At 58.6% G+C, this 19,294-nt stretch carries 18 protein-coding genes; 11 read left to right on the top strand and 7 right to left on the bottom strand.

What is annotated here, in order from left to right:
* Positions 1-251 precede the first annotated feature (251 nt).
* The 3 genes from tamA to QOL81_RS12470 are packed head-to-tail and all read left to right on the top strand — an operon-like array spanning position 252 to position 6,135.
* A complete protein-coding gene (gene tamA / locus QOL81_RS12460) occupies positions 252-1,970 on the top strand; it encodes an autotransporter assembly complex protein TamA (protein ID WP_204275932.1) in 1,719 nt (572 codons plus the stop codon).
* A complete protein-coding gene (tamB, locus tag QOL81_RS12465) occupies positions 1,967-5,785 on the top strand; it encodes an autotransporter assembly complex protein TamB (RefSeq protein ID WP_283439858.1) in 3,819 nt (1,272 codons plus the stop codon). The genes tamA and tamB overlap by 4 nt, the downstream gene beginning before the upstream one ends.
* 2 nt (positions 5,786-5,787) lie before the next feature.
* On the top strand, positions 5,788-6,135 hold the full coding sequence (locus QOL81_RS12470; RefSeq protein WP_033648686.1) for a gamma-glutamylcyclotransferase family protein: 348 nt from the start codon (positions 5,788-5,790) through the stop codon (positions 6,133-6,135).
* A 54-nt stretch (positions 6,136-6,189) separates the two neighbouring features.
* Here the strand turns inward: QOL81_RS12470 and ppa are convergent, their stop codons facing one another.
* Entirely contained in the window at positions 6,190-6,720 is a 531-nt protein-coding gene (ppa, locus tag QOL81_RS12475; protein ID WP_004933594.1) for an inorganic diphosphatase, read from the bottom strand.
* Between the two features lie 260 nt (positions 6,721-6,980).
* Between ppa and QOL81_RS12480 the strand changes: the two genes are divergently transcribed.
* Positions 6,981-8,534 (top strand): methyl-accepting chemotaxis protein, encoded by a 1,554-nt coding sequence (locus tag QOL81_RS12480; RefSeq protein ID WP_084826940.1) that lies wholly within the window; start codon positions 6,981-6,983, stop codon positions 8,532-8,534.
* A gap of 45 nt (positions 8,535-8,579) precedes the next feature.
* Here the strand turns inward: QOL81_RS12480 and fbp are convergent, their stop codons facing one another.
* Positions 8,580-9,584, bottom strand: coding sequence for a class 1 fructose-bisphosphatase (fbp, locus tag QOL81_RS12485; RefSeq protein ID WP_004933587.1), 1,005 nt, complete (start codon positions 9,582-9,584; stop codon positions 8,580-8,582).
* A 169-nt stretch (positions 9,585-9,753) separates the two neighbouring features.
* Between fbp and mpl the strand changes: the two genes are divergently transcribed.
* Complete coding sequence (mpl, locus tag QOL81_RS12490) at positions 9,754-11,133, top strand: UDP-N-acetylmuramate:L-alanyl-gamma-D-glutamyl-meso-diaminopimelate ligase (protein ID WP_033636810.1); 1,380 nt, start codon at positions 9,754-9,756, stop codon at positions 11,131-11,133.
* Positions 11,134-11,329: 196 nt separating this feature from the next.
* On the opposite strand, the gene yhcN (QOL81_RS12495) is transcribed toward mpl, so the two are convergent.
* The 3 genes from yhcN (QOL81_RS12495) to argR all read right to left on the bottom strand — a co-directional run bounded on the left by yhcN (QOL81_RS12495) (position 11,330) and on the right by argR (position 12,852).
* A complete protein-coding gene (gene yhcN, locus QOL81_RS12495) occupies positions 11,330-11,593 on the bottom strand; it encodes a peroxide/acid stress response protein YhcN (protein ID WP_004933578.1) in 264 nt (87 codons plus the stop codon).
* A 120-nt stretch (positions 11,594-11,713) separates the two neighbouring features.
* Positions 11,714-11,977: a peroxide/acid stress response protein YhcN gene (gene yhcN, locus QOL81_RS12500; RefSeq protein WP_038879766.1), complete on the bottom strand. Its 264-nt coding sequence runs from the start codon at positions 11,975-11,977 to the stop codon at positions 11,714-11,716.
* Positions 11,978-12,381: 404 nt separating this feature from the next.
* The gene (gene argR, locus QOL81_RS12505) at positions 12,382-12,852 is read right to left on the bottom strand and encodes a transcriptional regulator ArgR (protein ID WP_004933572.1); all 471 of its coding nucleotides are present in this window, start codon (positions 12,850-12,852) and stop codon (positions 12,382-12,384) included.
* Between the two features lie 464 nt (positions 12,853-13,316).
* Between argR and mdh the strand changes: the two genes are divergently transcribed.
* Positions 13,317-14,255 carry a malate dehydrogenase gene (mdh, locus tag QOL81_RS12510; protein WP_004933569.1) on the top strand — a complete coding sequence of 313 codons (939 nt, stop codon included), beginning with the start codon at positions 13,317-13,319 and terminating at the stop codon, positions 14,253-14,255.
* 66 nt (positions 14,256-14,321) lie between these two features.
* On the opposite strand, the gene QOL81_RS12515 is transcribed toward mdh, so the two are convergent.
* Positions 14,322-14,582 carry a helix-turn-helix domain-containing protein gene (locus QOL81_RS12515; RefSeq protein WP_038879152.1) on the bottom strand — a complete coding sequence of 87 codons (261 nt, stop codon included), beginning with the start codon at positions 14,580-14,582 and terminating at the stop codon, positions 14,322-14,324.
* Positions 14,583-14,762: 180 nt separating this feature from the next.
* Here QOL81_RS12515 and QOL81_RS12520 point away from each other — a divergent pair, with 180 nt between their 5' ends.
* Entirely contained in the window at positions 14,763-15,119 is a 357-nt protein-coding gene (locus tag QOL81_RS12520) for a DNA-binding protein (RefSeq protein ID WP_038879765.1), read from the top strand.
* A 48-nt stretch (positions 15,120-15,167) separates the two neighbouring features.
* On the opposite strand, the gene ispB is transcribed toward QOL81_RS12520, so the two are convergent.
* Positions 15,168-16,139, bottom strand: a complete 972-nt coding sequence (ispB, locus tag QOL81_RS12525) for an octaprenyl diphosphate synthase (protein ID WP_070913673.1) — start codon at positions 16,137-16,139, stop codon at positions 15,168-15,170.
* A 270-nt stretch (positions 16,140-16,409) separates the two neighbouring features.
* On the opposite strand from ispB, the gene rplU reads away from it, so the two are divergent.
* The 4 genes from rplU (at position 16,410) to cgtA (ending at position 19,262) form a co-directional block, all read left to right on the top strand.
* On the top strand, positions 16,410-16,721 hold the full coding sequence (gene rplU, locus QOL81_RS12530) for a 50S ribosomal protein L21 (RefSeq protein WP_004933561.1): 312 nt from the start codon (positions 16,410-16,412) through the stop codon (positions 16,719-16,721).
* A gap of 17 nt (positions 16,722-16,738) precedes the next feature.
* Complete coding sequence (rpmA, locus tag QOL81_RS12535) at positions 16,739-16,996, top strand: 50S ribosomal protein L27 (protein ID WP_004933559.1); 258 nt, start codon at positions 16,739-16,741, stop codon at positions 16,994-16,996.
* A gap of 105 nt (positions 16,997-17,101) precedes the next feature.
* Positions 17,102-18,073 (top strand): DMT family transporter, encoded by a 972-nt coding sequence (locus tag QOL81_RS12540; RefSeq protein ID WP_055311901.1) that lies wholly within the window; start codon positions 17,102-17,104, stop codon positions 18,071-18,073.
* Between the two features lie 16 nt (positions 18,074-18,089).
* Positions 18,090-19,262, top strand: a complete 1,173-nt coding sequence (gene cgtA / locus QOL81_RS12545) for an Obg family GTPase CgtA (RefSeq protein ID WP_004933553.1) — start codon at positions 18,090-18,092, stop codon at positions 19,260-19,262.
* Positions 19,263-19,294 lie beyond the last annotated feature (32 nt).

Consider the following 19,294-nt stretch of genomic DNA (forward strand, 5'->3'; position numbering starts at 1 on the left):
GTATCTCACCGCGTCTTTGCCCACAATAAGTGGCAAGTTGGGTTTATGTATAAGCTTAACGCAGTATTTTGAGCGCCAAAAGTGAAGAATTCGCCTGTTGCGCGGCGGTGGCAAAGCGCGGCGGGCGGCGTCCGGAACAAGGCTGAAGAGGGCTGCCGTCATGATAGCGCGGAGTCTGCCCTGGCCCCGGAGCGAACACCATAACAGGAAAGTAAAATCAATAAGGAGAACACGTGCCAAAGTACCCGGTCATGTGCTTGATAGCTGTGTTGCTTGCGGCACCTGCAGCCTACGCGGCGAACGTGCGGTTGCAGGTGGAAGGGTTAAGCGGAGAGTTGGAAAAAAACGTTCGGGTGCGCCTGTCGTCGATCACGCCTGAAGAGGTCGGCACCGACGGTCGCTTCCGCGCACGGGTGGATGAGGCAGTGCGCCAGGGGCTGCGCGCGCTCGGCTATTATCAGCCGACCATCGAATTTACGCTGGACGATCGGCCGGGGATGTCGCGCCCGGTGCTGCATGCCAAGGTCAATCCGGGCGAACCGGTGCGTATCGCCGGCGCCAACATCGTGCTGGAAGGCGGCGCGAAGACCGATGAGGACTACCTGGCGTTGGTAAAGAAGGACCGGCCGACCATCGGCGAGATCCTCAACCACGGCAAGTATGACAGTTTCAAAGGCTCTCTCACCGGCCTGGCGCTGCGCAAAGGCTACTTCGATGCCGACATGACCAAAAGCCAGCTTGGCGTGGCCGAAGATCTGCACAAGGCGTTTTGGGATATCGATTTCAACAGCGGCGAACGTTACCGCTTCGGCAAGGTAAAATTCACCGGCTCGCAAATCCGCGAAGACTATCTGCAAAATCTGGTGCCCTTTCATCAGGGGGATTACTACAGTTCGGAGGATTTGGCCGAGCTGAACCGCCGTTTGTCCGCCACCAACTGGTTCAACTCGGTGGTGGTATCCCCTGATTTCAACGATGCCAAAGAGAACAAGATTTTGCCGTTGGACGCGCTGGTGACGCCGCGCACGCGCAACACCGTCGAAACCGGTATCGGTTACTCCACCGACGTCGGCCCGCGGGTGAAAGGCACCTGGAAAAAGCCCTGGCTCAACGATCGCGGGCATAGCCTGGAAACCAGCGCCAGCGTATCGGCGCCGGAGCAGCAGCTGGATCTGACCTACAAGATCCCGCTGCTGAAGAACCCGCTGGAGCAGTATTACCTGCTGCAGGGCGGCCTCAAGAACGTCAATCTTAACGACACCAAGTCCGTCACCTCCAAAGTGGTGGCCTCGCGCAACTGGGATCTCTCCAGCGGCTGGCAGCGGGCGATCAACCTGACCTGGCGCTGGGATAACTTTACCCAGGGTAACGTCAGCAACACCACCATGCTGCTGTATCCCGGCGTCAGCTTCAACCGCACCCGCTCGCGCGGCGGCCTGATGCCGACCTGGGGCGACAGCCAGCGCTACTCTATCGACGTGTCCGACACCACCTGGGGGTCCGGCGTGGACTTCGCGCTGATGCAGGCGCAGAACGTGTGGATCCGCACGCTGGCCGACAAGCACCGTTTCGTGGCGCGCGGCCAGGTGGGCTGGATCGAAACCAACGACTTCGACAAGGTGCCGCCGGATCTGCGCTTCTTCGCCGGCGGTGACCGCAGCATTCGCGGCTACAAGTACAAAGACATTTCGCCGCGCGATGGCGACGGCAAGCTGACCGGCGCCTCCAAGATGCTGACCGGCTCGCTGGAGTACCAGTACAACGTGACCGGCAAATGGTGGGGGGCGATGTTCGTCGACTCCGGTGAAGCGGTGAACGATATCAAGAAAAGCAACTTCAAGACCGGCGCCGGCGTAGGCGTGCGCTGGCAGTCGCCGGTGGGGCCGGTGAAGCTGGATATCGCCGCGCCTGTGGGAGACAAGGACACCCACGGGATGCAGTTCTACATCGGTTTGGGGCCTGAACTATGAGCCTGGTTAAAAAGATTTGTCTCGGATTTCTGGTCGTTCTGCTGTTGCTGATCGGCGGCCTGGCCTTCCTGATAGGCACCACCACCGGTTTGCATATGGTCATCAACGGCGCGGCGCGCTGGGTGCCGGGGCTGGAGATCGCCGGCGTCAGCGGCGGCTGGCGCGATCTGACGCTGAAGGGCGTGAAATATCAGATGCCGGGCGTGACGGTCAACGCCGGGCAGTTCCATCTCTCCCTTGACCTGTCCTGCTTTAAACGCAGCTCGCTGTGCGTCAATGCCTTGACCGCCCAGGATGTGGACGTGGCGGTGAACACCAAAGAGATGGCGCCTTCCGCGCCGGTGGAGGAGAGCAGTGAGCCGACCACCAATCTCAGCACGCCTTATCCGATCACGCTGCGCCTGTTGGCGTTGAACAACGTCAAGGTCACCGTCGACGACACCGCCATCTCTCTGGCCGAGTTCCGCACCGGCGCGCAGTGGCAAGAGCGCGTGCTGACGCTGATGCCGACCAAGATCGGCTCGCTGCTGATCGCCTTGCCGAAAACGCCGCAAAACCCGTTGCCGGAAGCGGTGCAGCCGGCGGTCGAGGTGGCGAAAAAGGTCGGCGAGCAGGTTACCGACGCGGCGAAGCCGGCACCTCAGCCGGAAGAGAAGCCGCTGGGCGAAACGCTGAAAGAACTGTTCGCCAAACCGCTGTTGCCGGATCTGCCGGACATCCGCCTGCCGTTGGATATCACCGTCAAAGAGATCAGCGGCGAGCAGCTGCGCTTGACCGGCGATACCGACGTGCTAATCACGAGCCTGTTACTGCAGGCCAGCACGCAGGATCAGCATATCCAACTGGACAACTTCGACGTGAAGTCGCCTCAGGGCACGCTGTCGGTGCAGGGGCAGGCAACCCTGACCGGCGACTGGCCGGTGGCCCTGACCGCCAACAGCGCGCTGAATATCGAACCGCTGAAGGGCGAGAAGGTGAAGCTGAACATCGGCGGTGGGTTGCGTGACGAGCTGAAGGTGGCGCTGAACCTGTCCGGCCCGGTCGGCGCCCAGCTCGATGTGCAAACCCGGCTGGCCGAAGCCGGCCTGCCGCTGGCGCTGACGTTGCAGAGCAAGCAGCTGAAATGGCCGCTGAGCGGCGAGGCGCAGTATCAGGTCAATGACTTCCGCCTGCGCTTTAACGGCAAGGCGACCGACTACGCGCTGTCGACGCGCGCCAATCTGAAAGGCCAGGACTTGCCGCCGGCGGTGCTGACGCTGGACGGCAAAGGCAACGTCGAGCAGTTCAAGCTGGAGCGCCTGCGCCTGGCGGCGCTGCAGGGCAATACCGATCTTACCGCGCTGGTGGACTGGAGCAAAGCCATCAGCTGGACCTCGCAATTGACGCTGAGCGGCATCAATACCGCCAAGCAGTGGCCGGAATGGCCGGCGAAGCTGGATGGGAAGATCACCACGCGCGGCAGCCTGCACGGCGGCAGCTGGCAGCTGCAGGTGCCGGTATTGCAGCTGGACGGCAACGTGAAGCAGAACAAGGTCACGGCGCGCGGTACACTGAGCGGCAACGCCGCCGGGCAGTGGAAAATCCCCGGTATCGATCTGGCGCTGGGGCGCAACCAACTGAACGTCAAAGGGCAGCTGGACGAGAAGAGCTGGAACCTGGACGCCAACATCGACGCGCCGCGTCTGGACGGCGCGCTGCCGGGCCTGGGCGGCACCGCCAAAGGGCTGCTGAAGCTGCGCGGCAATCTGCAGGCGCCGCAGCTGCTGGCGGATTTGACCGCTTCCGGCTTGCAGTGGCAGGCGCTGCGCATCAACCGCGTGAAGATCGATGGCGACGTGCGCTCCACGGATCAGATCCAGGGGCAGCTGGCGGTACGCGTCGAACAGCTGAAGCAGGATGCGCTGGAGGTCAGCCTGCTGACCCTCGACGCCAAAGGCAGCGAGAAGCAGCACCAGCTGCAGCTGAAGATTGACGGCAAGCCGGTCTCCGGCCAGCTGGCGCTGCAGGGCAGCTTCGATCGTCAGCAGCAGCGCTGGCGCGGCAATCTGAACAACACCCGTTTCGATACGCCGGTCGGGGAATGGCGCCTGACGCGCGCCATCGCGCTGGACTACCTGAACACCGAGCAGAAAATCAGCGTCGGGCCGCACTGTTGGCAGAACCCGAACGCCGAGCTGTGCGTGCCTAAGACCATTGAAGCCGGCCAGAGCGGCCAGGCCAGCGTGGTGCTCAACCGGTTCGACCTGGCGATGATCAAGCCGTTCCTCGGCCCGGACACCGCCCTGAGCGGCGTGTTCACCGGCCGGGCCGACGTCAGCTGGAAGCCGGGCGGCGCGCTGCCGGAGGCGAAAGTCACGCTGGCCGGCAACGGCGTCAAGGTGGTGCAGCAGGTGCAGGGCAACGCGCTGCCGGTCGCCTTCGATACGCTGACCCTCAACGCCGGCTTGAACAACGGCCGCGCGCAGGCCGACTGGCGGATCAAACTGACCAACAACGGCCAGTTCGACGGCAATATCCAGGTGGCGGATCCGCAGGTGCGGCGCACCATCAGCGGCAACGTCAATATCACCAACATCTCGCTGGCGCTGATCAACCCGGCGCTGATGAAGGGCGAAAGCGCGGCGGGCATGCTGAACGCCAACCTGCGCCTGGGCGGCAGCGCGCAGAAGCCGCTGGTGTTCGGGCGCCTGGCGTTGGATCGGGCGAAGGTGCAGGGGCATTGGATGCCGTTCGACATGACCGACGCGCGGCTGGCGGTGAATTTCAACGGCATGACCTCGACGCTGGAAGGGTTGCTCAGCACCACGCGCGGCCAGCTGAATCTGGCGGGCGATGCCGACTGGCGCGATATCAACGCCTGGCGTGCGCGCATTGCCGCCAAGGGCGACAAGCTGCGGGTGACGGTGCCGCCGATGATCCGCATCGACGTGTCGCCGGATCTGGTGTTTGAAGCCACGCCGCAGCTGTTCTCGCTCAACGGCAAGGTCGACATTCCCTGGGCGCGCATCACGGTGCAGGAGCTGCCGGAAAGCGCGGTGGGCGTCTCTTCCGACGAGGTGATGCTGGACGACCAGCTGAAGCCGATTCAACCGAAGACCGCGTCGATCCCGATCAACAGCAATCTGATGATCCACGTCGGCAACGACGTGCGGCTGGACGCCTTTGGCCTGAAAGCCCGCTTGAAGGGCGATCTTAAGGTGGTGCAGGACAAGAAAGGGCTGGGCCTCAACGGCCAGATTGACATCCCTTCCGGCCGATTCCATGCTTATGGTCAGGATTTGATCGTGCGTAAAGGGCAGCTGATGTTCTCCGGCCCGCCGGATCAGCCGCTGCTGAATATCGAGGCGATCCGCAACCCGGAATCCACCGAGGACGATGTGACCGCCGGCGTGCGCGTGACCGGCCTGGCGGATGCGCCGAAGCTGGAAGTGTTCTCCGATCCGGCCAAATCGCAGCAAGAAGCCTTGTCTTATCTGCTGCGCGGCCAGGGCTTGAGCAGCTCCGGCGCCGACGGCAACGCCATGACCTCGATGTTAATCGGCATGGGGGTTGCACAAAGTGGTCAACTTGTGGGTAAAATCGGCGAGGCATTCGGCGTGAGTAATTTGGCTCTGGACACTCAGGGGGTTGGCGACAATTCCCAGGTTGTCGTGAGCGGCTATGTCCTCCCAGGCTTACAAGTAAAATATGGGGTGGGCATTTTCGACTCGCTGGCCACGCTGACGTTGCGTTATCGCCTGATGCCTAAGTTGTATCTTGAAGCGGTGTCTGGTCTCGACCAGGCATTAGATTTGCTCTATCAGTTTGAGTTTTAGCGATGCGAATAATTGTCTACGGCAGTTTACGGCGCAAACAGGGAAACAGCCATTGGATGACCAACGCCCAATGGCTCGGCGAGCACGAGCTCGAAGGCTATCAGATTTATAATCTGGGCCATTACCCGGCGGCGATCCCTGGAGAGGGCACGATACATTGCGAGGTGTATCGTATTAACTCATCGATTCTGGCAGAGCTGGACGAACTGAAAAGCAACACCAAGGACTATAAGCGCGAGCTGATTCAGACGCCTTATGGGAGTGCGTGGATCTACCTGTACAAACACAGCGTGGACGGTTACCCGCGGATTACCAGCGGCGACTGGCTGAAGCGTCTCGACGAACAGTAAGAAAAAAAAACACCGCTCAATGAGCGGTGTTTTTTCATCGGACGGCGGCTGGCATTACTTCTTGGCAGCGCGTTCGAAGGAGGCGATGATTTCCGCTTTAGCTGCGGCAGCGTCTGCCCAGCCTTCCACTTTCACCCATTTGCCTTTTTCCAGATCTTTGTAGTGCTCGAAGAAGTGAGCGATCTGGGCTTTCAGCAGTTCCGGCAGGTCGTTCACGTCTTTCACGTGATCGTACTCTTTGGTCAGCTTGCTGTGCGGTACCGCAACCAGCTTGGCGTCTTCACCGGCTTCGTCGGTCATCTTCAGCACGCCAACCGGACGGCAGCGGATCACGGAGCCCGGCTGCAGCGGGTATGGGGTTGGGACCAGCACGTCAACCGGGTCACCGTCCAGAGACAGGGTGTGGTTGATGTAGCCGTAGTTGCACGGGTAGAACATCGCGGTGGACATGAAACGGTCAACGAACAGCGCGCCGGTTTCTTTGTCGATTTCGTATTTGATTGGATCGGCGTTGGCCGGGATTTCGATTACTACGTAGATGTCTTCCGGCAGGTCTTTGCCAGCAGGGACCAGATTCAAGCTCATGTCGGTTTCCTTTAATCATCAAACCAGAAATGGAGTGGCGGCTATTATAGCGGACTCTTTTGCGATTTCCTGCCCTTTTCATCGTTGAAAACCCAGCGTGCCGGCGCACGGAGAATTTCCAGATTAATCCCGCCGCGGCATGAAGTTTTGCCTTCGCCTGCCGATAACTTCAACAAACAATAATGAGCCAGCAAAGCTGGCTCCGCGTTTTGCCACCCCTACTACGTCTGATCTCACTATTCTGAAGCCGGGAAGAACTCATGCTAAAAAAGATTACGGTGAAGGCTGGGCTGATCGCCCTGCTGAGCCTGATGACCATGCTGCTGATCATGGTCAGCGTTATTGGCGTCAACGCGATTAACGAAGGATCGCGCTCGATCCATACCCTTAACCAGATCCTCGGCGAAGAGCTGGGCTCGCTGGCCAACAGCTCCAACCTGACGCTGCGCGCCCGAACCGCCGCTTCGCTGGCGGTGCGCCAACGGGAGATCGGCCAGGTCGATGTCTCCGACGCCACCGTGGGCCGCATTTACGGTTACCTCGAGCAGTCGAACAAGGAAATGGCGCGCTTTGTCGGCGTTGGCACCGTGACCGATCGCGGCCGTGAGCTCTCCAACCGCCTGCAAAACAGCTACCGCGCCTATCTGGAGCAGGGCGTGAAGCCGATGGCCGCCGCCATCAAGGCCGGCAAGATCGATGAGTATTATCACATCCAGGAAACGCGCATCTCCGCGCTGAGCATCGCGTTCGAAAAGGATCTCACCGATTTCCGCAGCTTCGCGATGAAGCTTGGCGCGCAGCAGGTGTATGATGCGGAAAACAACGCCAGCACCAAGATCTCGCTGATCGTGGTGGCGGGCCTGCTGAGCGTGCTGCTGGCGGTGCTGGCCTGGTTCGCGCTGCGGGTGATCATTCTGCGCCCGCTGGACGAGTCCATCGCACAGCTGGAACACATCGCCGGCGGCGATCTGACCCATGAGATCCGCGGTGAGGGCGATACCGAGATGGGCCGCCTGGTGCGGGCGATGCAGCGCATGCAGCAGGCTCTGGCCAGTTCGGTCAGCAAAGTGCGTGACGCCAGCAGCCAGATCGACACCGGTTCACGCGAACTGGCGGCCGGCAACCTGCATCTGGCGCAGCGCACCGAAGAATCGGCCGCTTCGCTGGAAGAGACCGCCGCCAGCATGGAACAGCTGACTTCGACGGTGAAAATGAACGCCGAGAACTGCGAGCAGGCCAACCAACTGGCGCTGAGCGTGTCCGATATCGCCAACCAGGGCAGCGACGTGGTCAGCCAGGTGATGAGCAAGATGCAGGCGATCACCGACAGCTCGCGCCGCATCGCCGACATCATCAGCGTGATGGACGGCATCGCCTTCCAGACCAATATCCTGGCGCTGAACGCGGCGGTAGAAGCGGCGCGTGCCGGCGAACAGGGCCGCGGTTTCGCGGTGGTGGCCGGCGAAGTGCGCAATCTGGCGCAGCGCAGCGCCCAGTCGGCGAAAGAGATCAAAGGGTTGATCGAAGCGTCGCAAAACCGGGTGCAGGAAGGCGAGCAGATGGTGGAGTCGGCGGCGCAGACCATGAGCGGCATCACCGGCGAAGTGGGCCGGGTCACGGCGCTGATGCGTGAGATCTCGGCGGCGACGCGGGAACAAAGCAGCGGTATCGAACAGGTGAACCTGGCGGTGGCGCAGATGGATCAGGTGGCGCAGCAGAATGCGGCGCTGGTGGAAGAGTCGGCGGCGGCGACGCGCTCGCTGGAAGATCAGGCTCAGCTGCTGGCGCAGAGCATGGCGGCGTTCAAGCTGTAAGGCGATAAGGGTTCGGCGCGGCGCCGAACCCTTGCAAAGAACGCGTTACTCGTCCGGGTTTTCGGCGATGAAGCGTTCTGCGTCTTCTACCATCGACTTGGTGCCGACGAAGAATGGCGCGCGCTGGTGCAGTTTCACCGGCGTGATGTCCAGAATGCGGTTTTTGCCGTCGCTGGCCTTACCGCCGGCCTGTTCGGCCAGGAACGCCATCGGGTTGCATTCGTACAGCAGGCGCAGCTTACCTTGCGGGTGGCTGGCGGTGCTTGGGTAGATGTAGATGCCGCCTTTCAGCAGGTTGCGGTGGAAGTCCGCCACCAGAGAACCGATGTAGCGCGAGGTGTAAGGGCGCTGCGTCGCTTCATCCTGCTCCTGGCAGTATTTGATGTATTTCTTCACGCCGAGAGGGAACTTGATGTAGTTGCCTTCGTTGATGGAATACATGTTGCCGCTCGCCGGGAAGCGCACTTTCTCGTGGGAGAGGCAGAACACGCCCAGAGACGGGTCATAAGTAAAGGCGTGGACGCCGTAACCGGTGGTGTACACCAGCATGGTGGACGAACCGTAAACCACATAACCCGCTGCGACCTGGGCGCTGCCCGGCTGCAGGAAGTCTTCTTCGGTCACCGGCGTGCCGACCGGCGTGATGCGACGGTAGATAGAGAAAATCGTACCGACCGAGACGTTGACATCGATGTTGGACGAACCGTCCAACGGATCCATCAAAACGACATACTTGGCATTTTCAGCTCGCTCGCCGTCGAATATCACGATTTCATCTTCTTCTTCGGAAGCGATACCCGCAACTTCACCACGCGCTTTCAACGCCGCTTTCAGTTTTTCGTTCGCGTACAGGTCCAGTTTCATCTGAACTTCGCCCTGTACGTTGGACACCCCGCTGGTTCCCAGAATATCAACCAGGCCGGCCTTGTTGATGTCGCGGTGGATGATTTTGGCGCCCAGTTTAATTGCAGAAAGTAACGCGGTCAGCTCGCCGGTGGCGTGCGAGAAGTCGTGCTGTTTCTCGACGATAAATTCGCCTAACGTTTTCATGACACAATCCCTGAATCTACGGATGGATAGCGGCCTGTTAACAAACCGCCAACGTTTTCGCGTGCAGTGTAGCCCAAAGATGCGCGCCATTCATAGGCAAATCCATTTCTTCTGGACGATTCTGAGCGTTAGAATATGCCGACATTCGATGCACTCACATGAGAAACCTATGCGCATTCACATTCTTGGGATCTGTGGCACCTTTATGGGCGGGTTGGCGATGCTGGCGCGCTCACTGGGGCATGACGTCACCGGTTCGGACGCCAACGTCTATCCGCCGATGAGCACGCTGCTGGAGAACCAGGGGATCGATCTTATTCAGGGTTATGATCCAGCCCAGCTGGATCCGGCGCCGGATCTGGTGATCATCGGCAACGCCATGACGCGCGGCAACCCGTGCGTGGAGGCGGTGCTGGAGCGTGGCATTCCTTACGTTTCCGGCCCGCAGTGGCTGCACGACGCCGTATTGCGCGATCGCTGGGTACTGGCGGTTGCCGGCACCCACGGCAAAACCACCACCGCCGGCATGGCGACCTGGATCCTCGAGGCCTGCGGCTACCAGCCCGGCTTCGTTATCGGCGGCGTGCCCGGCAACTTCGACGTTTCGGCTCGCCTTGGCGGCAGCCCGTTCTTCGTGATCGAGGCCGACGAGTATGACTGCGCGTTCTTCGACAAGCGCTCCAAGTTCGTGCACTACAGCCCGCGCACGCTGATCATGAATAACCTGGAGTTCGATCACGCCGATATCTTCGACGATCTGAAAGCCATCCAGAAACAGTTCCACCACCTGGTGCGTCTGGTGCCGGGCAAAGGCAAGATCATCCTGCCGGACAACGACAGCCACCTGAAGCAGGTGATGGCGATGGGCTGCTGGAGCGAGCAGGAGCTGGTGGGGGAAGAGGGCACCTGGCGCGCGCAGAAGCTGACGCCGGACGCCAGCCATTACGCGGTGTTCCTCGACGGCGAACAGGTCGGCGAAGTGAACTGGGCACTGGTGGGCGAGCACAACATGCATAACGGCCTGATGGCCATCGCTGCCACCCGTCATGTCGGCGTGCAGCCGGCGGACGCCTGCCGCGCGTTGGGCGATTTCATCAACGCCCGCCGCCGTCTGGAACTGCGTGGCGAAGCCAACGGCGTCACGGTTTACGACGACTTCGCACACCACCCGACGGCGATCCTCGCCACTCTGGCCGCGCTGCGCGGCAAGGTCGGCGGCACGGCGCGCATTCTGGCGGTGCTGGAACCGCGCTCCAACACCATGAAAATGGGCATCAGCAAAAACGATCTGGCGCCTTCGCTCGGCCGCGCCGACGAAGTGTTCCTGTTCCAGCCACACCACATTCCGTGGCAGGTGGCGGAAGTGGCGGATGCCTGCGTGCAGCCGGCGCACTGGAGCGCGGATCTCGACACGCTGGTGGACATGGTGGTGAAAACCGCACAGCCGGGCGATCACATTCTGGTGATGAGCAACGGCGGTTTCGGCGGCATTCACGATCGTCTGCTGGACGCGCTGGCGAAAAAGCAGGAGCCGAAAGTCACCTACTGATCGCTCAGCCGCATCAGTCACATCAAGGGCCGCATTCGCGGCCTTTTTGCGCCCATAAAAAAGCCCTCGCGAGCGAGGGCAACGGGGTTCGTCGGATAGGACGACGAGAGGGTCTCTGGGAAATCGGCGTTTGCGTCAGAACTCGGCAGTGGCAGTGACGAGGGTAATCAGCTCTGCAAAGCCGTTCCCAGAGTTGTTATTTGTAAATCTCGGCGGTGGCGTGGTAGTTGCCTTCATTACGCGCTTCGATCACGCGGTAGGCGGTCGCGCCTTTTGCGTCGGCTTTTTCCGACAACGCCTGGCGAATGTCGGTCGGCGCGCCGTCGATGCCGCTGACGGTAATGGTGCCGATAGATTGCAGGTTGGCGGTCTGATCGTTAGTCACCAATTGGGCGGCAGAAGCGCCGAAGGAGATGACAGACAGCAGGCCGAGTGCAGCAACAGTAGTTTTCATGTTCATGATAGCGATCCTTGGTCATAACAGCCTGGAAGGGCTTGGCAGCGATTTTTATTCTTGAAGGCCGTTACGACAGCGTTTGATTCCAGAGATGTATTGCCCGTTGCCGGGTAATGCCGGTACTTATTTGTAGATTTCAGCGGTCGCGTGGAAGTTGCCGTCATTGCGGGCTTCGATTACGCGGTAAGCGGTCGCCCCTTTGGCGTCAGCTTTGTCGGACAGCGCCTGGCGAATGTCGGAAGGCGCAGCGGCGACGCCGCTCACGGTGATCACACCGGCCGGCTGCAGTTTTGCGGCCTGAGTCGCGTCAACAGATTGTGCTGCGAATGCACCAAATGAAAGCATGGACAGAACGCTCAGGGTTGCAACGGTAGTTTTAATTTTCATCATCTCACCTCATCGTATTCTTTTATCAGTTCCAACGAACTGTGATTCAGTTCACGAAAATGAGTATACAGCTAGTAACGCGAAAAATTAATAGTTCGCTAACAGTTGCTAGTGAAACTTTAACCTCATAATCCTTATTTTTTATAACCATAAGGAATAAAAAACGCTCATAAAACGATCTTTTGATGTTAAATTTATGTAATTTCAATGAGGTAAGTGCTTTTGACCAAAAGTGCGGAAGATCACAGTGGGTACTGCTGGTTACATGGAGATGTCATGGAAATGTGTTGCTGAGGGATAAAAAAGCAGTGTTAAACGCGGTTGAAGGCAGGGAAGGTAACGCGGGGGTTAAAGAAGCGCTAACAAAGTGCGGGCTACAGCCGCACTTTGTTAGCGCCCAGGTTTCACAGCTCTTGCTCGAACACGCCCAGAATAGCTTCATGCAGTTTCTGAGCGGTAAAGCCGTTGGACGGGGTGACGAAAATCGTATCGTCGCCGGCAATCGTGCCGAGGATGCCCTGGGATTTACCCAATGAGTCGAGCAGGCGAGCGATCAGCTGCGCGGCGCCCGGGCTGGTGTGGATCACCACGACGGCGTCGTTATGGTCGACGTCCAGCACCAGATTCTTCAATGGGCTGGTGGTGGTCGGCACGCCGAGTTCGGCAGGAAGGCAATACACCATTTCCATTTTGGCATTGCGCGTACGTACCGCGCCGAACTTGGTCAGCATGCGCGATACTTTGGATTGGTTAATGTTTTCGAAGCCTTCTTCTTGCAGCGCCAAAACGATCTCGCCTTGAGAACTGAATTTTTCTTCTTTCAATAACGCTTTGAACGTCTTGATCAGATCTTCCTGTTTTGCGGGATTACGCATTTTGCACCGTGGAATGTTGATAGTGGAAGTCATGATTATGCATATAGATGAATTTTTATGCAACAAAGGCCGACCCAAAGAAAATAAACATGACCGGGCGGCGAGGAAAGGACGGCATTTTAACAAAATCCGGCAGCGATGAATATGCCCTTTTGACGACGGAAAATCGGCCTGCGGTGGTAAATAAAATGTTATTAAAATGATGTTGTTCTGATGTTGCGTAAGGGTGTAATGTAACGGCCGGTTAACTTGCTCGTGAATAACCTCGCACTATTTTTGATTAATGTGCGCTATGCCCTTCATGCGTAAGCGATTTAATCTAAAATGGGCGCGACAGCGGCCGTTTTATTACACCTGCAGGCAAGAATTGGCTAATTTATTGTTTTTAAAGGTGTAATAACTTAAGGTCCGTAACCAACACATTCACGGCGCTTTATATATTTAAGATAATAAAGGAGTATAGGATGAAAGTTGCAGTTCTCGGTGCTGCTGGCGGTATCGGCCAGGCCCTCGCCCTTCTACTCAAAACCCAGCTTCCTTCAGGTTCTGAACTCTCTCTCTACGACATTGCCCCCGTTACCCCAGGCGTTGCCGTCGACTTAAGCCACATCCCAACCGCAGTTAAAATCAAAGGCTTCAGCGGCGAAGACGCGACCCCGGCTCTGCACGGTGCGGACGTGGTGCTGATTTCCGCCGGCGTGGCCCGTAAGCCTGGCATGGATCGCTCTGACCTGTTCAACGTTAACGCCGGCATCGTGCGTAACCTGATTGAGCAAGTGGCGAAAACCTGCCCGAAAGCCTGCATCGGTATCATCACCAACCCGGTTAACACCACGGTCGCCATCGCGGCGGAAGTGCTGAAAAAAGCCGGCGTTTACGACAAGAACAAACTGTTCGGCGTGACTTCGCTGGATATCATCCGTTCCAACACCTTCGTGGCCGAGCTGAAAGGCAAACAGCCGGAAGAGCTGAACGTGCCGGTCATCGGCGGCCACTCTGGCGTGACCATCCTGCCTCTGCTGTCGCAGATCCCAGGCGTGAGCTTCACCGATCAGGAAGTGGCGGATCTGACTAAACGCATTCAGAACGCCGGCACCGAAGTGGTGGAAGCCAAAGCCGGCGGCGGGTCTGCAACGCTGTCCATGGGCCAGGCGGCCGCACGTTTCGGTCTGTCTCTGGTGCGTGCGCTGCAGGGCGAGAAAGGCGTGGTGGAATGCGCTTACGTTGAAGGCGACGGCAAATACGCTCGCTTCTTCGCACAACCGCTGGTACTGGGCAAAAACGGCGTTGAAGAGCGCAAAGATATCGGCACCCTGAGCGCCTTCGAGCAGAAAGCGCTGAACGAGATGCTGGACGTGCTGCACAAAGATATCGAGCTGGGCGAGAAGTTCATCAATAACTGATCGTTGCCGATAGTCAGCCGATAAACGCCGCCGGACGCTGTTCCGGCGGTTTTTTTTGCCCCGCGTTCACGATTTGATGCGTGCCTTGCGATCCAGCAGGCAATCGCTGCGCGGATCGTAATAGCGGCTTGGCCAGATCTCCGAAGGGTGGATGCCTATCGCTTCGGCGATCAGCCACTCCCCCTTTGGCCACGGGCGCGACAGCGCGTTGGCCAGCGTTGATGAGCTTAATCCGGCCTTGCGCGACACTGCTGCCAGCGTGGTGCCCTGCTTGCGGAGCGCCGCGATGATATCTGCCGGATGCCAATCTGGGTTCCTTGAATTCATGTTTACATTCCTTTTCTGATTAGCCAAAGTTGCGTTAGTGGTATAACTAACGGGTCAAGGTTAGGCGTTTGCACAACGTGAATCGCTTATTCAGAAACCAGAATACCATTAAATTTCCAAAAAAATACCCAAGTAATTTCCAAAAATGACGTTGCCCACTATTGCCCAGAGATGATGGCCATGAAAAACGAGTGGTTTGCCGCCAAGGAACTGACAGGCATCGCAGGATTACCTTCCTCACCACAGGGAATTAATCTGATGGCCCGGCGCGAAGGCTGGATCAGCCGCAGGCGTAAAGGCGTGCAGGGAAAAGCGTTGGAGTACCATATCGACAGCCTGCCTTCAAACGTGCGTAACCTGCTGGTGCTGAAGGAGGACGGGGCGGTATATGACGTAGAGCGTCAGGATCCGTTGGCGGTCTGGATCGAGTATTACTACCATTTGACGGAGAGCGAGCGCGAGAAAATGGTGGCTTTCCTGATGCGGGAAGGGATCGGCGGCCTGTTGGCGCGCATCGACGAAGAGAGCAATAGCTAGGCAGGCCCGCGTACGCGGGCCTGATGGTTTTTAAGAAATATTAATTTCTTAAAAGTTGCGTTGCACCGCCAGATGGGCCAGGCCCTCCAGCGCCGTACGGTGCTCCGATGCCGGCAAGACCTGCAGCGCGGCGATCGCCTTGTCGGCTTCTTCTTCGGCGCGTTTGCGGGTGTACTCCAGCGAACCGCATTGTTGCATCGCCTGCAGTACCGGCTCCAACAGATGACGACCGTTACCTTGCTCAATCGCACCGCGGATCATGTCACGCTGCGCGTCGTCGCCGTTGTGCATCGCGTGCAGCAGCGGCAGGGTCGGTTTCCCTTCGTTCAGATCGTCGCCGGTGTTTTTGCCCAGGGTGCTGCCGTCGGCGCTGTAGTCGAGCAGATCGTCGATCAGCTGGAAAGCGGTGCCGAGGTAGCGGCCATAGTCTTGCAGCGCCTGCTCTTGTTCGGCGCTGGCACCGGACAGGATCGCCGACGATTGCGCCGCTGCCTCGAACAGGCGGGCGGTTTTGCTGTAGATCACCCGCATATAGCTTTCTTCGCTGATGTCGGGATCGTGCACGTTCATCAACTGCAGCACTTCGCCTTCGGCGATGACGTTGACCGCCTCCGACATCAGCGCCAGCACGCGCAGGGATTCCAGGCTGGTCATCATCTGGAAGGCGCGGGTATAGATAAAGTCGCCGACCAGCACGCTGGCGGCGTTGCCGAACGCCGCGTTGGCGGTGGCTTTGCCGCGGCGCATGTCCGATTCGTCGACGACGTCGTCATGCAGCAGCGTGGCGGTATGAATGAATTCGATCAGGGCGGCAACGGTGACGTGCTTGTTGCCTTCATAGCCCAAAGCCCGCGCTGCCAGGACGGCGATCATCGGCCGGATGCGCTTACCGCCACCGCTGATAATGTAATAGCCAAGCTGATTGATGAGCGTGACATCGGAATTCAGCTGTTCGAGAATTGTTGCGTTCACGGCCGCCATATCTTGCGCGGTTAACTCGGTAATTTGATCTAGGTTCATTGTGTTTTTTTCAGCTGTGTTTCTCTTCACCGCGTTGAGATCGCTGCTCACATCGGTACATGGCGGTAACTGTCCCTATGATTGTACTTGAAAAACGGTTCAGATAAACGCCACGAAAGAAACTGCGCTTTTTTTCTTCTTTTTTCTCCTTCTGGTCTTATTCTGCTCTTGTCATGCGCTGCTTTTTTGCGTAGAATTCGCGCCCTATTGTGAATATTTATAGCGCGCTCTGAACTAACACAGTCGGGCACGCGGAAAGCGGAGTTTTATATGTACGCGGTTTTCCAAAGTGGTGGTAAACAACACCGAGTAAGCGAAGGTCAGACCGTTCGCTTGGAAAAGCTGGACATCGCAACTGGTGAAGCGGTTGAGTTTGACCAGATTCTGATGATCGCTAATGGCGAAGATATCAAAATCGGCGTTCCTTTCGTCGATGGCGGCAAGATCAAAGCTGAAGTCGTTGCTCACGGTCGTGGCGAGAAAATTAAGATTGTTAAGTTTCGTCGTCGTAAGCACCACCGTAAGCAGCAGGGCCACCGTCAGTGGTTCACTGACGTTAAAATCACCGGCATCAGCGCTTAAGTTAGGAGAGCGGATTAATGGCACACAAAAAGGCTGGCGGCTCGACTCGTAACGGTCGCGATTCAGAAGCTAAACGTCTGGGCGTAAAACGCTTTGGCGGCGAAGCAGTACTGGCAGGCAGCATCATCGTTCGTCAGCGCGGCACCAAATTCCACGCTGGTACCAACGTGGGTTGCGGCAAAGACCACACTCTGTTTGCTTTGAAAGACGGTAAAGTCAAATTCGAAGTTAAAGGCCCGAGCAATCGTAAATTCATCAGCATCGAAGCTGAATAATTTTTCGAGCCTTACGAAATAGATGTAAGCCCCGCAATTCGTTGCGGGGCTTTTTACATTTATGGGCTGCCTGGGGGTTGGCCTGTCAGCGTTGGCGAAGGTGATATGGATACGAAGCAGCAGGTCGGCGTTGGCATTTCCCTGGCGTTAACCACGGCGGTTTGCTGGGGCGCGTTGCCGATCGCGATGAAAGAAGTGTTGACGGTGATGGAGCCGTTTACCGTCGTTTGGTATCGCTTTACCATGGCCGCCATCGGTTTGGGCGCGATCCTCGCGGTGCGCGGCAAGCTGCCGCCGCTGACGATGTTCCGCCAGCCGCGCTGGCTGCTGCTGTTGGCGATCGCGACGGCGGGGCTGCTGGGCAACTTTGTGTTCTTCAGCTCCTCGCTGCAATACCTGAGCCCGACGGCGTCGCAGGTGATTGGCCAGCTGTCGCCGGTGGGCATGATGTTCGCCAGCGTGCTGATTTTAAAAGAACGCATGCGTATCACCCAGGTCATTGGCGCTCTGATGCTGATCGGCGGGCTGATGCTGTTTTTCAACGTCAGTCTGATAGAGATCTTCACACGGCTGACGGACTACACGCTGGGCGTTATGCTGGGCGTGTGTGCGGCGATGGTTTGGGTGAGCTACGGCGTGGCGCAGAAGGTATTGCTGCGCCGACTGGCTTCGCCGCAGATCCTGGTTATGTTGTACACTTTATGTGCGATAGCGTTGTTCCCTCTGGCCAAACCCGAGGTGATTTTCCAGCTTAGCGGCTGGCAATTGGCGTGCCTGCTGTTTTGCGGCGCCAACACGCTGATCGGCTACGGTGCGTTGGCAGAGGCGATGGCGCGCTGGCAGGCGGCGCAGGTGAGCGCGTTGGTGACGCTGACCCCGCTGTTTACCCTGCTGTTTTCAGATTTATTGGCGTTGGCCTGGCCCCAGGCATTCGCCGCGCCGACGTTGAATGTCGTCGGCTATGTTGGCGCGTTTGTGGTCGTGGCGGGCGCCATGTTTTCCGCAATTGGTCACCGGTGGTGGCCGCGACGGGCAGAACCCCCCCTGGTTGCTCCTTTGAAGCAGCCCGGTGAATGATTTACGGAGACGGTAAATGAAGTTTGTAGATGAAGCAGCGATTCTGGTCGTTGCAGGCGACGGCGGCAACGGATGCGTCAGCTTCCGCCGCGAAAAATATATCCCGAACGGTGGGCCTGACGGCGGTGACGGCGGCGACGGCGGCGACGTCTACCTGCTGGCGGACGAGAACCTCAACACCCTGATCGACTACCGTTTTGAGAAGTCTTTCCGCGCCGAGCGCGGCCAGAATGGCCAGAGCCGCGACTGTACCGGTAAACGCGGGAAAGACGTCATCATCAAGGTGCCGGTCGGCACGCGCGTGAAGGATCAGGGCACCGGCGAGATCCTCGGCGACATGACCCGCCACGAGCAAAAGCTGATGGTCGCCAAGGGCGGCTGGCATGGCTTGGGCAACACCCGTTTCAAATCTTCGGTCAACCGTGCACCGCGTCAGAAGACGCTGGGTACCGCTGGCGAAGCGCGCGACCTGTTGCTGGAACTGTTGCTGCTGGCCGATGTGGGCATGCTGGGCCTGCCGAACGCCGGCAAATCGACCTTCATCCGCGCGGTGTCCGCCGCCAAGCCGAAGGTGGCCGACTATCCGTTTACCACGCTGGTGCCGAGCCTGGGCGTGGTGCGTATGGACCACGAGCAGAGCTTTGTGGTCGCCGACATTCCGGGGCTGATCGAGGGCGCCTCCGAAGGCGCGGGCCTGGGCATTCGCTTCCTGAAACACCTGGAGCGTTGCCGCGTGCTGCTGCACCTGGTGGACATCGCGCCGATCGACGAATCCGATCCGGTGGAAAACGCCAAAGTCATCATCAACGAGTTGAACCAATACAGCGAAAATCTGGCGCAGAAGCCACGCTGGCTGGTGTTCAACAAAATTGATGTGATTGGTGAGGAAGAAGCCGCCGAACGCGCCAAGGCGATTGTGGAAGGCATGGGCTGGGAAGGGAAGTACTACATGATCTCCGCCGCCAACCGCGAAGGCGTCAACGCGCTGTGCTGGGACGTGATGAACTTCATCAACACCCAGCCGAAAGCGATGGCGATCGAAGAAAGCGCGCCGGAAAAAGTCGAATTCATGTGGGATGACTACCACCGCGAGCAAATCGCGGAAGTGGAAGCCGAAGCAGAAGATGACTGGGATGACGACTGGGACGAAGACGACGACGAAGGCGTCGAAATCATTTACCAGAAGTAATTCGGTGATAAAGGGCTCAGCAACGCTGGGCC

The organism is Serratia sp. CC22-02, assembly GCF_900182895.1.
In the GTDB taxonomy this organism is placed as follows: Bacteria; Pseudomonadota; Gammaproteobacteria; order Enterobacterales; family Enterobacteriaceae; genus Serratia; species Serratia nevei.